Raw genomic sequence first — 14265 nt, forward strand, 5'->3', positions numbered from 1 at the left:
GCTGGAGGTGACGCGGGCTCCAGCGGCCTCGGCGGCTTGCGTGGCCTCCTCGCGGCTCAGGCCGCGCCCGCGTTCTGGGCACCTGACGCCCGCCTCCCCGCCCGGTGGGCGAGGGACGTGGGGCCATCGGAAAGGAGTGCACCCGGAGGAGCCCTGGTAGCATCCGCCGCCATGATCCGACCCCTTACGAAGTTCCTCCCGGCCCTGGCTGTCTCGGCGGGACTGGCCGCGCCCGCCGCGCTCGCCTGCACCAGCCTGCTGGTCAACAAGGGCGCCACGGCCGACGGCTCCACCGTCATCACCTACGCCGCGGACTCGCATGAGCTGTACGGCGAGCTGTACTACACCCCGGCGCGCCGCAACCCGCCCGGCGCCATGCGCGACATCATCGAGTGGGACACCGGCAAGTTCCTCGGCCGCATCAAGGAAGCCCCCGTCACCTACACGGTGGTGGGCAACATGAACGAGCACCAGCTCACCATCGGTGAGTCCACCTTCACCGGCCGCAAGGAGCTGGAGGGCCCGGCCGGTATCGTCGACTACGGCTCGCTCATCTACGTGGCCCTGGAGCGCGCGAAGACGGCCCGCGAGGCCATCAAGGTCATGACGGACCTGGTCGCCGAGTACGGCTACGCCTCCACCGGCGAGTCCTTCTCCATCGCGGACCCCAAGGAGGCGTGGATCCTGGAGATGATCGGCAAGGGCACGGGCCAGAAGGGCGCCGTGTGGGTGGCTCGCCGGCTGCCCGAGGGCTACCTGTCCGCGCACGCCAACCAGGCGCGCATCCGCCAGTTCCCGCTCAACGACGCGGAGAACGCCCTGTACTCGCCGGACGTCATCTCGTTCGCGCGCGCGAAGGGCTGGTACACCGGAGCGGACAAGGACTTCAGCTTCGCGGACACCTACCACCCGCTGGACTTCGAGAGCGTGCGCTTCGCCGAGGCGCGCGTGTGGAGCATCTTCCGCCGCGCGGCGCCGTCGGCCGGACTGGGCCCGGACTACGTGGATGGCTCGGCCCCCACCAAGCGCCTGCCGCTGTGGGTGAAGCCGGACAAGAAGCTGGCCGTGCAGGACGTCATGGGGCTGATGCGGGACCACTTCGAGGGCACCCCGCTGGACATGACGAAGGACGTGGGCGCCGGGCCGTACGCCGCGCCCTACCGCTGGCGCCCGATGACGTGGGAGGTGGACGGCAAGCGCTACCTCCACGAGCGCGCCATCTCCACGCAGCAGACGGGCTTCTCCTTCGTGGCGCAGATGCGCTCGTGGATGCCGGGCCCCATCGGCGGCGTGCTCTGGTTCGGCGTGGATGACACCTCCACCACCGTGTACACGCCCATGTACGCGGGCATCCGCACCGCGCCGAAGAACCTCGCCACGGGCGTGGCCAACCGCGGCGAGTTCTCCTGGGACTCGTCCTTCTGGGTGTTCAACTGGGTGTCCAACCAGGCCTACGCGCGCTGGAGCGACATGAGCGTCGACGTCCAGAAGACCCAGGGCGAGCTGGAGGGCCAGTTCCTCGCCGACCAGGCCGACATCGAGAAGGCCGCGCTGGAGCTGTACAAGAACTCGCCCGAGCAGGCGCGCACCTACCTCACCGCGTACTCGACGCAGCAGGGCGACAAGGTCCACGCCCGCTGGCGCAAGCTGGGCGAGCAGCTGCTCGTGAAGTACATCGACGGCAACGTGCGCGACGAGATGGGCCGGGTGAACCACCCGAAGTACCCGGACTTCTGGTACCGGTACATCGTGCGCGACACCGGCGCGCGGCTGGCCATCCCCGAGGAGCCCAAGCCCGCCGAGGCGAAGCCGCAGGCGCAGCCCGAGGTGAAGCCGGGCCAGAAGGCCGAGCCGAAGCCCACGGTCGCTCCGGCGCCGTGAGGCGGTGAGGGACCCGGGCGCGGGGAGTCACTCCCGGAGCCGCTCCCGCGCCCGGGGAGCAGGAGGCCAGGGAGGCGTTATCTCCTTGGCCCGGTGCCGGGACCCGTCGAGACTCGCCGAGGGATGCGCATGTTTCTCTCGACACCTTCCGGGTCCGCCATGTCTCGAACCGACAGCGGAGCGGCCACGCACATAGGCCGCAGGCCGAACAACGAGGACTCCTACTGCCAGAAGCCAGAGCTGGGCTTCTTCGCGGTCGCGGACGGACTGGGCGGCCACGAGGGCGGCGAGGTGGCCAGTCAGCTCGTGCTGAGCACGGTGGCCGACTTCCTGGCCGCGCAGGAGGGCCAGCCGCAGCCCGCCACGCCGGGGGGGAGCAGCGAGGGCCTCATCACCCGGGCCGTGCGCCTGGCGCACCACGAGGTGCACGTGCGTCAGAGCGGCCGGCTGTCGATGATGGCCTCGACGATCACCGCGGTGCTGCTGAGGGACGGGGAGGCCGTCGTGTGCAACCTCGGGGACAGCCGCACGTTCCTGGTGCGCGACGGGGAGTTGCGGCGGCTCACGAAGGACCACACGGTGCTCGCGGAGATGGAGGAGGCGGGGCTGGATACGAGCAACCCCTTCGCCGTCATGCACCGCAACTCCCTGACGGGGGCGGTGGGGATGGAGGCCAGTGTGGACCCCGAGTGCAGCCGCGTGACGGTGCAGCCGGGGGATGTGCTGGTGCTCGCCAGCGATGGCCTGTACGAGCCCGTGCCGCCGGAGTTGATGGTCTCGCTCCTGGCCCAGGGAGGCTCGGCCCAGGAGATGGCCGAGCGGCTCGTTGCCAAGGCCTACGACCGGGGAGGCAGCGACAACATCACCGGCGTGGTGGTGCGGATACTGGAGAACGCTTAGGGCTCGTCTTGAACAGTCGCCACGCCGGATGTTCCTTCCCCATGCCGGATGTTTTGCTCTACCGGTAACGCTGATAACTTGAGCCGTGGACTTGGTGCTCGCGGAGGGAGGTTCTCTTGGGTGAGGGTGGCAAGAAGCCAGTTGCGATGCCGTCCTGGGTAGCGCAACTCGGTGAAATCCTGAAGAGTGGCCCCCTGGCGACAGCGGTGCTGAATTCGGCCATCACCTATTCCGCCTCTTCCACCTCGTCCACGGAGGCAGATGTCCAGGCCTTCCTGAAGGATGCCTGGCAGTTGCTCAGCACATGGCGGATGCCCTTGGGGGGCGCTCGTGACGTTCGCGGTTTGAAGCCACTCACGTTGCGCAAGAACTTCCAGCCGATGCGTGATGCGCTGCCCACCTTCGTCCATCTGGGGGCTTCGGCGTCCGCTCTCTGGGTCCACCATCAGCAGCAACTTCAGGACGTGGCGAGGCGCTTCGCGGAATCGAAGCAGCTGACTGTCGCTCAGCCCGATGCCAAGGCGCTCCACGGTCTGAAGGGGTGGCCTGCGGACTGGGAGCCCGGGCAGCTCCAGTCGCTTGCCGCGGAGCTCGCCTCCCAGCACGAGTTCGCCTCGTTGGGCGAGATCGCCGTGGACGCGGCCAGGTTGATGTTGTTCATGCTTTGCATCAAGGCGCCGACGGCCATGTCCTCCGATGCTTCCACTGTTTCCTCCGCTACCGAGCAGAAGCCGGAAGCGGTCCCTGTTGCCGTACCCGAGGCCGTAGCCGTGGAGCCTTCTTCCGGTCCAGTCGCGCCGCTCTCTCCCCGGGAGCACTTCGAGCGGTTGCTCGCGATGCTGCGTGCCCTCCCAGATGCGGCACCTGAATGGGAGGACCTGGACGGCTTCCTTCGGGTGTGCGGTGAGTTGGCGCACCAGCGCAAGGAGCGCCAGGCCTCGCGGCATCGCCTGTTGGACTCGCTGGCGAGACTCGCCGAGCCCGAGGTCGCCAAGGGGCTGGCCTTCCTGTCTCATCTCACGGGTCATGAGCACTGGAGTGCCAGTGTCCCCGCGAAGCCCGCGCTCGACTCCGTGGTGGGCGAGCTCGGGCAACTCTTGAAATTGCTGGCGGAGGTGTCAGCCCATCTCAAGCTGCCGCCTCCTCGGAACATCCAGGAGAACCGCGAGCGGACCCGCCGGTTGGATGAGCTCAGCACCGAGAGTGAACGGCTTCACCAGCTGCTCTCCCGGAGGCTCCTGCCAGCCAACGCTCCCCCGGTCACCGGAGCGGCCGGGGATGAGGGCGGGGGCACTGGAGCCGCTTCGCCCGTTCCGGAGGCCAGCGCTTCCGAGCCGGACCCCGAGCCCGTCGCCGTCACCGCGTCAGCCCCGGTTCTTCCCACCCCCGGGGTGATGCCTGCTTCCGACGTCCCGACGCCAGCCATGGAGCCCCCGCGGCATGGGGCGGATGTTCCCGTGCGCGAGGCGGCCCCGGTGCCTGCTCGCGTGGCTGCCGCGTCAGCGCTGTCCTCTCGTCCAGAGCCAGCGCCTGCTCCCGTGGAGACGCCCACCGCTCGGCGGGCCGAGGTGGTGGTCCTGCGTCCGGCGTCGCCGCCGAAGGCGCACCCCGCGCCCATCCAGGAGCCCTCTCTACCCGCGACACCGGAGGAGCCCGAGCTTCGTACGTCGAAGAAGCTCTCCCGCCGGGACGCTGCGGAGGTCTTGCTGGCCCATCCCTCCGCCGAGGCCCGTGCCACCTTCCTCTTCGCGTTGGTTACCGAAGGAGATGTGGCGGGGGCGTATTGGCTCTCCCGCGCCATCGAGGCGAAGGACGAGAAGGCGCCTGTTCCCTCCTGGTTGCTCGCGGCACTGGCGGGGTCGACGCGCCTTCAGGGCGATTCCATTGCCCTCACCTCGGGTTTGACCGCGATTGCCTCCGAGCATGAGTGGCCCGCGGCGCCGCACCTTCAACTGCTGGCCCTGGCCTCTGCCCTTCCGTCCATCATCCGGGCTCCAGGCAGTGGACTGCTGAGCTGGCTCGCCGCGCCCGATGACTTGGCCTCCCTGCGGGAGTTGGTCGAGCCGTTGCGTGAATTCGCTCTGCATGGGGGGTTGGCCCTCCCCGCGGACAGCCAGCTCATGCTCAAGAGTCACGCGGAGCGCTCCGAGCGCATCCGTGCCACCGTCGAGGAGGTCCGGCGCTGGCATGAGCGGGTGGGGGATCTGCGGACTTCCTACCTGCCCGCCAGGAACGTCCTGGGGTATCTGCTCAGGACGGGGGATCTCCTGGAGCTGCTCGACGCGGCCAAACGGGATGACCGCAGCCAGTTGGAGGAGGTGGCGAGGAAGCTCGCGCTCTGGCGTGACAGCTCTCACGTGAATGCCATGGTGGATGAGGTCCGGCGCCGCGAGCAGATCAAGGAGCGTATCGTCGGATCGGCCCTGGCGTGGATCCAGTCTCGTGTCGAGGAGCTGTGCGAGCGGGTGGCGACTTGGTTCGAGCTGGTCCAACTCGATGAGCGGCTCACCCGGAACTACGACTGGGTCATGCGGCAGCTTGATGAGCTGCGCCAGAAGCTCGGGATGGCGTTCCCGAAGGCCCTCCGCGCGATGGATGCCTATGAGCGGGAGGAGGACTTCGCCCAGGTGGCCGCGGGGTGCGCGGCGCTTCGCCGTGCGATCCTGCAGCTGGCCGACATGTTGAGCTGCAGGCTGGACCTGAGCATCCAGAGCATCCAGCTTCCGGCGGACGTGCTCCTTCGGGAGCGGTTGATAGATCTCGAGGGCGGGCTGGATGGCTTGCTGGCACGTCGATTGATGACGTTGCCGAGTGTGCGGTTGCCGCTCGACAAGGAGCGCTGGAGTGATGGGCTTGGCGACCTCTTCACGGCCCTGCCGCGTGAGATCCTGTCGGAGCCCGGTGTGGAGGGCAGCATCGAGGCCTGGCTGACCCGGAGGGACTTCCGCTTCATTCCTCACCTGCTTCCGCTCGTGGAGAGTTCCGAGCGCCGCAAGGAGTTCGAGGATCGGACGCGGTTGGAGCAGGAAGAGGCACGCAGGCAGCTCAAGCGCCGCATTGAGCGCATCCGGGCGGAGGTGGAGCAGGCCGTCGTGGATGGCTTCATCGGAGACGAGCGCTCGGGGCTCACGGGCCGACTGGATGGCATCGTGGTGGACACCACGCGCGAGATGGAAGGCTCCCAGCACATCCTGGATGCGGTCGCCGGAGAGCTGGCGGGGGCGCGTCACCGGGGCCTGGAAATCCAGCGGGAGCGCTGGAACCAACTGCGACCGAGGATGGCGGAGACGGGCTGGGCGGACGAGCAGCGGGACCTGGCCGCCCGGCGCATCGAGGAGGTGCTGACCGCGGGCGACTACCGGAGCGCGGACGAGCTGCTGGCGCGGCTTGAGGATTCCGTGGACAACCACCGGGAATTCGATGTCGCGCTCTTCGCGGCTCCGAAACACGAGACCCGCCACCTGGAAGACTTCATCCATGTGCTTCCGCGCCTGGAGCAGGAACTGCAGACCGTGCGGGGCAGGGAAGTGCCCAAACGTGTCCAGGAGGTGCTGTTAGGAGGCAGCGAGCGGGCTGAGGGCCATCGGGATCTGCGTCACGTGCATGATGCCTGGAGCGCGCTCGTCAATGCGCGAGCCCGTCAGGAGCGGGTACCGGAGATGCTGGCGGCACTGCTCGGACAGCTGGGCTTCCAGTTGGAAGGCGAGCCCGGTGAGTCTTTCGAGCGTTTGAAGGACGACCCCCACCTTCTCTTCCAGGTGCGGGCCTCCAGCCGGAGGCTCAGTCCGGTGCCTCACTTTGGCAGCCGCGTCGAGGGGCGTCTGCGGGTCATGTGCCTGTGGGTGCCCCAGGGGCGGGAGATCCTCACCGGGGCCTTGCAGCAGCTGCGCTCCGAGAGTGAGGGCACGCTCATCTTCTACCTGGATCGTCTGGGTCTGGCGCGCCGCCGGCAGCTCTGCTCCCTCAGCCGGCAATATGGTGCCGCCGCCATCGTCATCGACGAGTGGATGCTGCTGTACCTCTCCGCCCTGCATGAGGGCGATGCGCGGCTGCGCGCGCTCTTCGATTGCACCCTGCCGTTTTCCTCCATCAACCCCTATGTCCAGCGCGCGGGGACGGTGCCCCCGGAGATGTTCTTCGGCCGTGATGAGATGGCACGTCGTCTGTCCAGCTTTGATGGGACCAGCCTCGTTTATGGTGGGCGCCAGCTCGGCAAGTCCGCCCTGCTGGAGCAGGTGGAGCGGCGTTTCACCGAGGCGGATCCCACCCACCATTTCGCCATCCGTCTGGACATCAAGGACGTGGGAGACCCAGCGGCTTCCCAGGCGCCTGAGCACCTCTGGCCGCGTATCCGCGACGAGCTCAAGCGCAAGCGTTTCTTCTCTGCGCAGGTGTCCACGGACAAGCCGGATGACTTGGTGCGCCGCATCGGTGAGGTGCTGGGGGGGGACAAGGGGCGCAAGCTGCTCATCCTGCTCGACGAGGCCGACAACTTCCTGGATGCGGACGCGAAGAAGGGCTTCGAGCAGGTCAAGAGGCTGCGCGAGCTGATGAGCCGCCATCCCGGGTTGTGCAAGGTGGTGCTGGCGGGTCTGCACAACGTGCAGCGCTTCCAGGGGATCGCCAATCAGCCGCTGGCGCACTTCGGCAGTGCGCTCCTCGTGGGTCCCCTGGATGCGCGCGACGCCAACGAGTTGGTGCGGCGGCCCCTGGAGGCGCTCGGGTACCGGTTACCGCCCGAGGAGAAGAACGGCAGCATCCTGCGCATCCTCAGCTACACCAACTATCACCCGGGTCTCATCCAACTCTTCTGCCGTGACCTGGTGGACATGTTGCAGCGCCGGGCGGATCCGCAAATGCAGCCGCCCTATTTCCTGCGTGAGGCGGACGTGGAGGACGTCTACCGCAAGCAGGAGACGCGGCAGCTCATCCGCGAGCGCTTCGAGTGGACGCTCGCGCTGGACGCTCGCTATCAAGCCATCGTCTGGAGCCTCATCGTCTTCCAGGAGGACGGCCGAGACGGCTTCAGCCAGAGCTTCTCGACGAGCGCCATCCTCTCCCTGGTCCAGGGGTTCTGGCCCCAGGGCTTCGAGGAGGTGGAGTCGGACCAGATGCAGGGCTTGCTCGAGGAGATGGTGGGGCTGGGTGTGTTGGTACGCAACGCGCAGGATGAGTACCGCCTGCGCAGCCCCAACGTCGTCCGGTTGCTGGGCAGCATCCGCGACATCTGGGTGCGTCTGGGGGAGTTGGCGAACAAGCCGGCACCGGTTGCTTTCGATGCGGACCACCATCATGTGAGGTTGGGCGGAGACCCGCCGCGCTTCAGCCCGCTGACGTACGCGCAGGAGCGGTTGTTGACCGAGCAGCGATCGAGCGTCGCGCTGCTGTTGGGGAGCCGGGCCACGCAGTTGGAAGACTTGGTGGAGACGCTCCGTCGTACCCTGGTGAGCTCCGAGCGGCCCGAGCAGGGCGCCTTTCTGCGGGTACCCGAGCACCTCCACACGCCGCGGGAGTTGCAGGAGTGGTTGAAGGACTCCTTCCGGGATCGGGATGAGGAGCGGGTCCTCTTCCTGCGGGAGCTGTCCGTCGCCGAGGCAGGGGAGGGCAGGTGGGTGGATGCGGCACAGGACTTCTGCGAAGGACAGCGGAGCAAGAAGCGATGGGCGCGGGTGGTCTTCGTCTTGCGCCCCGCTGCGGCCTGGGCCTGGATGACCCGGGCCGTGCCTGGCGTGTCGAAGCGTGAACAGGTGCTCACCATGCCGCTGAAGCGCTGGACGCGGCCGGCCCTGATTCGCCTTTTCGAGGAGGTGGACATCCGTACGGCGGACGAGGAGTTCCGCAAGCGGGTCCTGGAGGTGACGACAGGGGGCTGGCCCTACCTGCTCAACCGCTTCGTGGCGGAGTGTCGCCGGCGGTCGAGCGAGCGACGCGTGGCCGAGGACATGGAGCGCGAGCTGCGGGCGGGCAGCCCGCAGGCCGCCACCTTCTGGGAGGCGCTTGAGTTGAAGGAACTCCCGCGCATCGTGGATATCCTACGGCTCATCCACGAGATGGGCGGGGTTTCTCCTTCGACGTCCTTCGATGGAGTGCTTGAGGGAGACGTGAGCGGGCTGATGGGGCGGAGTGACGCGCTGCTCCAACTCCTCGTCCGGCTGGGTTGTCTGGAGGTGAGGGGAGACGCGCTGTGCGTGGAGCGGAGGGTGGCGGAGGCGTTGCCGGGATGAGCGCCGCTGCCCTGAGCGAGGCGCTGCAGCAGGTGCCCTCCTTCCGTGACTTCATGGAGGGGGTGGCCAGCGACATCGTGGGGGGGCGTCATGTGCTGCTCCTCACCGGTGGGCAGGTCGGGGCGCCTCAACTCCGCGCGGGGTTGGAGGGGGCACTGGCGCGAAGCCAGGGCCCTCTGTTGCGCTCCGTGGCGTTGGCCGAACAGTTCGAGAACGAGGCGCCGTCCGTCTTCCTGAGTCGGGTGACGGGACTGCCGGAGGAGCAGCTGCGCCCGGCGAGCAGGCCGATGGAAACGGGCGGTTTCCAGACGGTCTATGACGTGCTGTGGCTGGAGGGGGTGGAGGGGCTGTCTCCCGCGCGTGCCAAGGCTTGGCTGGAGTTCTTCCGGCTCTCGACGCGCTACGCCGCCGCGTCGTCCCATGCATTCGTGATGCCGCTGCGCAGGATGATGGTCCCCCTGCAGGACATCACGTCGGATACCCGGCTGGCCCTCCACTGGTGGTGGGGCCGGTTGTCCGGGTTGGAACTCCGACTGATGTGCCGCCTCGTCACTCGCGAGTCCCTGCTCTCTCCCGAGTCCGTGTGGCGTGAAGCCGTCCTGCCCCATGTAGTCGACGGCAACGTGGGGCTCGCCGCGAAGTTGTGGGACGTCGTGCTGGAGCCGGAGGCTACCTTGCTTGATGCGCTGCGTCGTAAAGCGCGAGAGCAGGGGTTGGAGCCTTCGGCGCTTCGCGAGGTGTTGCGGCGCCTGGGTCGTCCGAAGGCCGAGCGCTCCGCGGGAGATTTGCCGCCGGCGGCTTGGCGGCCGTTGTGGGAGATGGGGGCCGCCTGGCACAACGTGGAACATGGGCCGGAACTCACCGTGTTGGCCCTGGCGGCGCTTGAGGATCTGCCCGCGGTGCGCAACCGCTTGTGGCGAGGCCAGTCGGCGCTGCTGATGCCGAGGCTCAATCGGGTACGCATGGAGGTATGCCGGGCGCTCACCGAGAAGCACGGACGCTCCTGGCCCACGCGGTTCGGTGCCGCCTTCATGGATGAGGAGCAGCGGCGCCGGGTGGAGGAGGATCCGCTGTCCACGGAGCACGGCCCGCTGGAGAACATCCTGTACCGCCGCCCAGATGTTGGAGGCCAGCGCTTCCTTCCCCTCGTCCAGCTCAGCCGTCAGATGCGCAACCTGCTGGCGCACGACGAGATTGTCTCCTTCGGCGACTTCAGGTCTCTGTGGGAGATGCAGGACGGACTGGCGCTGGGCTGAGCGCGCGGTCCTTCCTCCGTTACGTCCCTTGTTGGCCCACGACGCTGCTCCCCGAGGGGGCGGCTCGTGTGCGTTGTCGTCTCCACCCCTGTGCGGAGTTGCACTGCACACGCACCACAGCGTGCTGGTGCTCATTGCATTGAAACTTCCCTGCTCGGCGCACACTTTGGTCTCCGCAGTTCGAAGAGGAGGTCGTGATGCACGACAACGGTGAAGTGCGGTCTCTGGAGAAGCTCAGCTCCCGGATAGGCCGGGAGCTGGTGGCACGAGGGTGGAGTCAAACCAAACTGGCGAGGAAGAGCGGCATGGATCGAAGCGCGTTGAACAGGAGCCTGAAGGGCCACCGGGATGTGAAGCCGCATGAGGTGGAGTGGAGCGCGAAGGCGCTGGGGCTCTCGCGTGAGGAGCTGATGATGGGGGTGGAGTTCGCCCCGGAGACCCGGAGGGTCCTGGAGACCAACGCCGACTACGAGCGGCGGATCCACTACCTGGAAATGGAGGTCGCGATGCTGCGCGCGCAGCTGCTGCACCGCGTGATGACACCCCAAGGGTTAGGGGTGTGCCGGAGCAGACGGACACGACCCTACCCAACCCCAGCCACGGACAGCCAACCGGGAAGTTCCGGTGCCCCCCAGGTTCCCGCGTCGAAGGACTTCTGAAGCCCGATTGAAACGAGGAGAGACGAACATGAGCTACGCCCAGACGTTGGAAGCGGTGCCCCTCCAGGTGCCTTCACCCAGACACAAGCTGCCCTTCCTGCGGGACGACAGGTTGCGGAATATTGCGGAGAGAGACCTGTCCTCACTGCTTCGCTTCAAGAATGAGGAGGAGGTGAAGGTCGTGCTGATCATGGCGGGCAGCGTCATCGAGGCGGTTCTGCTGGATTGCTTCCAACGCTTCGTGAACACCCAGTTGGAGGCGGTCGCGAAGCAGGTGCAGGCGCGGCGCGTCACGGATGGTAGGTTCAGCAGGTTCTCGCCGGAGCGGAGGGAGAGTTGGTCGTTCTTCCACTCCATCGCCGTCGCAGGTCCAGATGGGCTCCACATCCTGAGAGGACGCACGGAGCGGGTGGCCGATACGTTGCGCAACTTCCGCAACCTGGTGCACCCAGCCCGGGAGCTTCTGGAATCCGATGACAGCCCCCTCCGCACCACCGATGCCGACGCGGCGGTCGCGCTCGTGGGGATGGTGCTGGATGATGTGCAGGAGTGGGTCATGACCCGGTAGCTGTCGGTGAGGTGAGATGAGGCGCAGGGCGCACGGGACTCGAGTGGGTTCCGTGCGCCCGGTTGTGCTTCTGGGCGCGGGTACTCCCATCCCGCCGACCCACGCGCCTCAGCGCGTCAGGACGTGGAGGCCGCCAGCGCGGGCACGTCCACCGACGGAGAGAGGCTGATGATGACCGACTTGGACGTCGGCGTGCGGCTCTTCTCCGCGAAGCTGTCGAGCGGTACCAGCACGTTGGCCTCGGGGAAGTAGGTGGCCGCGCACCGGCGCGGGATGTCGTACGGCACCACCACGAACTTCCTCGCCACGCGTTGCACGCCCTCGAAGTGGCTGGTGAGGTCCACCACCTGTCGCGCTTCCACACCGAGCGCCTTCATGTCCTCGGCGTTCAGCATCACCACGCGCCGCCCGTTGCGGATGCCCCGGTAGCGGTCGTCGAGCCCGTACACCGTGGTGTTGTACTGGTCGTGCGTGCGGATGGTCATCATCAGGAGCTGCCCCGGCTCGAGCTTCAGCCGTGACATCTCGTGCACCGTGAAGTGCCCCTTGCCGCTCTGCGTGGTGAAGCGGCCCTCGCGCGGTCCATTGGGCAGGGCGAAGCCGCCCGGCTCGCGCACCCGCCGGTTGAAGTCCTCGAAGCCCGGAACCACCCGGGAGATGAGGTCGCGGACGCGGTCGTAGTCCTCCACCAGCCACTCCCACCGCGCCGAGCCGCGCGACCCGAGCACCGCCCGCGCCAGCTTCGCCACGAGCATGGGCTCGCTGAGCAGGTGCTCCGACGCGGGAGGCAGCGTCCCTCGCGAGGCGTGCACCACGCCCATCGAGTTCTCCACCGTGACGAACTGCGGTCCACCGGCCTGCACGTCGCTCTCGGTGCGCCCAAGGCACGGCAGGATGAGCGCCCGCTTCCCGGTGACGAGGTGCGCCCGGTTCAGCTTGGTGGACACGTGCACCGTCAGCCGCGTGCGGCGCAGGGCCTCGGCGGTGCGCTCGGTGTCGGGCGTCGCGGACAGGAAGTTGCCACCCAGGGCGAAGAAGACCTTCACCCGGCCCTCGTGCATCGCCTGGAGGGTGGCGACCGTGTCCATCCCGTGGTGGCGCGGCGGCTCGAAGGCGAGCTCGCGGGACAGCGCGTCCAGGAACGCCGGCCGGGGCCGCTCCCAGATGCCCATCGTGCGGTCCCCCTGCACGTTGCTGTGGCCTCGCACCGGGCACACGCCGGCGCCCGGCTTGCCGATGCTCCCGCGCAGCAGCGTCAGGTTGACGATCTCCTGGATGTTGCCCACCGCGTTGCGGTGCTGCGTCAGGCCCATCGCCCAGCACCAGATGATGCGGTCGGTGCCCGCCAGCCACTCCGCGGCGGTCTCGAGCTGCTCGCGAGCCACGCCGCTCTGCTCGACCACGTCCTCCCAGGACACGGTGTCCAGGTGCGCCGCGTAGGCCTCGAAGCCGAGCGTCCTGTCCTCCACGAAGTCCCGCGCCACCACCGTGCCCGGCTGCTTCGCCTCTCGCGCCAGCAGCGCCTTGCCCAGTCCCTGCAGCAGGGCCACGTCGCCGTTGATGCGCACCTGGAGGAACAGGTCCGCCAGCGGCGTGCCCGAGCCGAGGATGCCGCGCACCGCCTGCGGGTGCTTGAAGCGCTGCAGGCCCGGCTCCGGAAGCGGGTTGATGCTGACGATGCGGCAGCCCTGGCGCTTGGCGGCCTCGAGCGCCGTGAGCATGCGCGGGTGGTTGGTGCCCGGGTTCTGCCCGATGACGATGATGACCCGGGCCTTCTCGAAGTCCTCCAGCGTCACCGTGCCCTTGCCGATGCCGATGGTTTCCAGCAGGGCGGTGCCGCTCGACTCGTGGCACATGTTGGAGCAGTCCGGCAGGTTGTTGGTGCCGAACTGGCGCACGAAGAGCTGGTAGAGGAAGGCCGCCTCGTTGCTGGTGCGCCCCGAGGTGTAGAAGCACGCCTCGTCCGGCGAGCCGAGCGCGTTGAGCTCCCCGGCGATGAGCGTGAAGGCCTCGTCCCAGGAGATGGGCGCGTAGTGCGAGGCGCCCTCGCGCAGCACCATGGGGTGGGTGAGCCGGCCCTGCTTGCCGAGCCAGTGGTCCGTCTGCGCGGCCATGTCCACGAGGCTCCACTGGCGGAAGAAGTCCGGCGTCACCCGCGCCGTGGTGGCCTCCTCGGCGACGGCCTTCGCGCCGTTCTCGCAGAACTCGAAGGGGGTGCGGTGTTTCGGGTCCGGCCACGCGCAGCCCGGGCAGTCGAAGCCGTGCGTCTGGTTCACCTTCAGCAGCGTCTGGGTGCCGCGCACCGGCCCCATCTCGCCCCAGGCGTGCTTCATGGCGGACACCACCGCCGGTACGCCTCCCGCGGACACGGCGGGGGCGCCGACGCGCAGGGGCTCGGGAGTGGTGGGGGGCTGGGCGCTCGGGAGCGTCTCCGGCCGGGCGGGAGTGTCCGGATGGGACTCCGCCGCCTGCTGCTGCCGCATCGCTTCCGCCATGGTGTCCTCCTGCTGACCCGGGCACGGAGGGGGCCGCGGCCGACGGGGCGCTGGAGTCTACCTCTCCCGGTTCCCTGGTGGGGGCTCGGGGTGCTCATGCATGCTCGCCAGGACATGAGGAGAGCACTCTCGTTGTGGCGACTGGTGGTGGCGCTGAGCTTCGTCCTGCCCGCGTGCGCGACGGCCCCGGAGGCGGTGCCTGTCGGCGCGCGCCCCCGGCCGGAGCCGAAGGTGGTGGAGGTGCGGGAGCTGTCCGGAGACAGGCTGCGGCTCGTCTTCGAG

7 protein-coding genes are annotated in these 14265 nt (G+C 68.3%); 6 read left to right on the top strand and 1 reads right to left on the bottom strand.

Translation table 11 applies throughout. The features are described from left to right. Positions 1-171 precede the first annotated feature (171 nt). The 6 genes from VFZ09_RS09665 (at position 172) to VFZ09_RS09690 (ending at position 11488) form a co-directional block, all read left to right on the top strand. Positions 172-1881 (top strand): dipeptidase, encoded by a 1710-nt coding sequence (locus VFZ09_RS09665; RefSeq protein WP_329727222.1) that lies wholly within the window; start codon positions 172-174, stop codon positions 1879-1881. A 159-nt stretch (positions 1882-2040) separates the two neighbouring features. Further along, complete coding sequence (locus VFZ09_RS09670) at positions 2041-2781, top strand: PP2C family protein-serine/threonine phosphatase (RefSeq protein WP_329727223.1); 741 nt, start codon at positions 2041-2043, stop codon at positions 2779-2781. A 344-nt stretch (positions 2782-3125) separates the two neighbouring features. Next, a complete protein-coding gene (locus VFZ09_RS09675; protein ID WP_329727224.1) occupies positions 3126-9005 on the top strand; it encodes an AAA family ATPase in 5880 nt (1959 codons plus the stop codon). After that, positions 9002-10261, top strand: coding sequence for a hypothetical protein (locus VFZ09_RS09680; RefSeq protein ID WP_329727225.1), 1260 nt, complete (start codon positions 9002-9004; stop codon positions 10259-10261). The genes VFZ09_RS09675 and VFZ09_RS09680 overlap by 4 nt, the downstream gene beginning before the upstream one ends. Before the next feature lie 197 nt (positions 10262-10458). Further along, positions 10459-10920 carry a helix-turn-helix transcriptional regulator gene (locus VFZ09_RS09685; RefSeq protein WP_329727226.1) on the top strand — a complete coding sequence of 154 codons (462 nt, stop codon included), beginning with the start codon at positions 10459-10461 and terminating at the stop codon, positions 10918-10920. A 28-nt stretch (positions 10921-10948) separates the two neighbouring features. Further along, positions 10949-11488 carry a hypothetical protein gene (locus VFZ09_RS09690; RefSeq protein WP_329727227.1) on the top strand — a complete coding sequence of 180 codons (540 nt, stop codon included), beginning with the start codon at positions 10949-10951 and terminating at the stop codon, positions 11486-11488. A 116-nt stretch (positions 11489-11604) separates the two neighbouring features. Here the strand turns inward: VFZ09_RS09690 and VFZ09_RS09695 are convergent, their stop codons facing one another. Continuing rightward, positions 11605-13971, bottom strand: a complete 2367-nt coding sequence (locus tag VFZ09_RS09695; protein WP_414640689.1) for an FdhF/YdeP family oxidoreductase — start codon at positions 13969-13971, stop codon at positions 11605-11607. Between the last annotated feature and the right edge of the window lie 294 nt (positions 13972-14265).

The organism is Archangium sp. (assembly GCF_036277355.1).
GTDB lineage: Bacteria > Myxococcota > Myxococcia > Myxococcales > Myxococcaceae > Archangium.

Coding starts and splice junctions, on each gene's coding strand:
- VFZ09_RS09665 (WP_329727222.1), top strand. CDS start 172: ATGATCCGACCCCTTACGAAGTTCCTCCCGGCCCTGGCTGTCTCGGCG.
- VFZ09_RS09670 (WP_329727223.1), top strand. CDS start 2,041: ATGTCTCGAACCGACAGCGGAGCGGCCACGCACATAGGCCGCAGGCCG.
- VFZ09_RS09680 (WP_329727225.1), top strand. CDS start 9,002: ATGAGCGCCGCTGCCCTGAGCGAGGCGCTGCAGCAGGTGCCCTCCTTC.
- VFZ09_RS09685 (WP_329727226.1), top strand. CDS start 10,459: ATGCACGACAACGGTGAAGTGCGGTCTCTGGAGAAGCTCAGCTCCCGG.
- VFZ09_RS09690 (WP_329727227.1), top strand. CDS start 10,949: ATGAGCTACGCCCAGACGTTGGAAGCGGTGCCCCTCCAGGTGCCTTCA.
- VFZ09_RS09695 (WP_414640689.1), bottom strand. CDS start 13,971: ATGCGGCAGCAGCAGGCGGCGGAGTCCCATCCGGACACTCCCGCCCGG.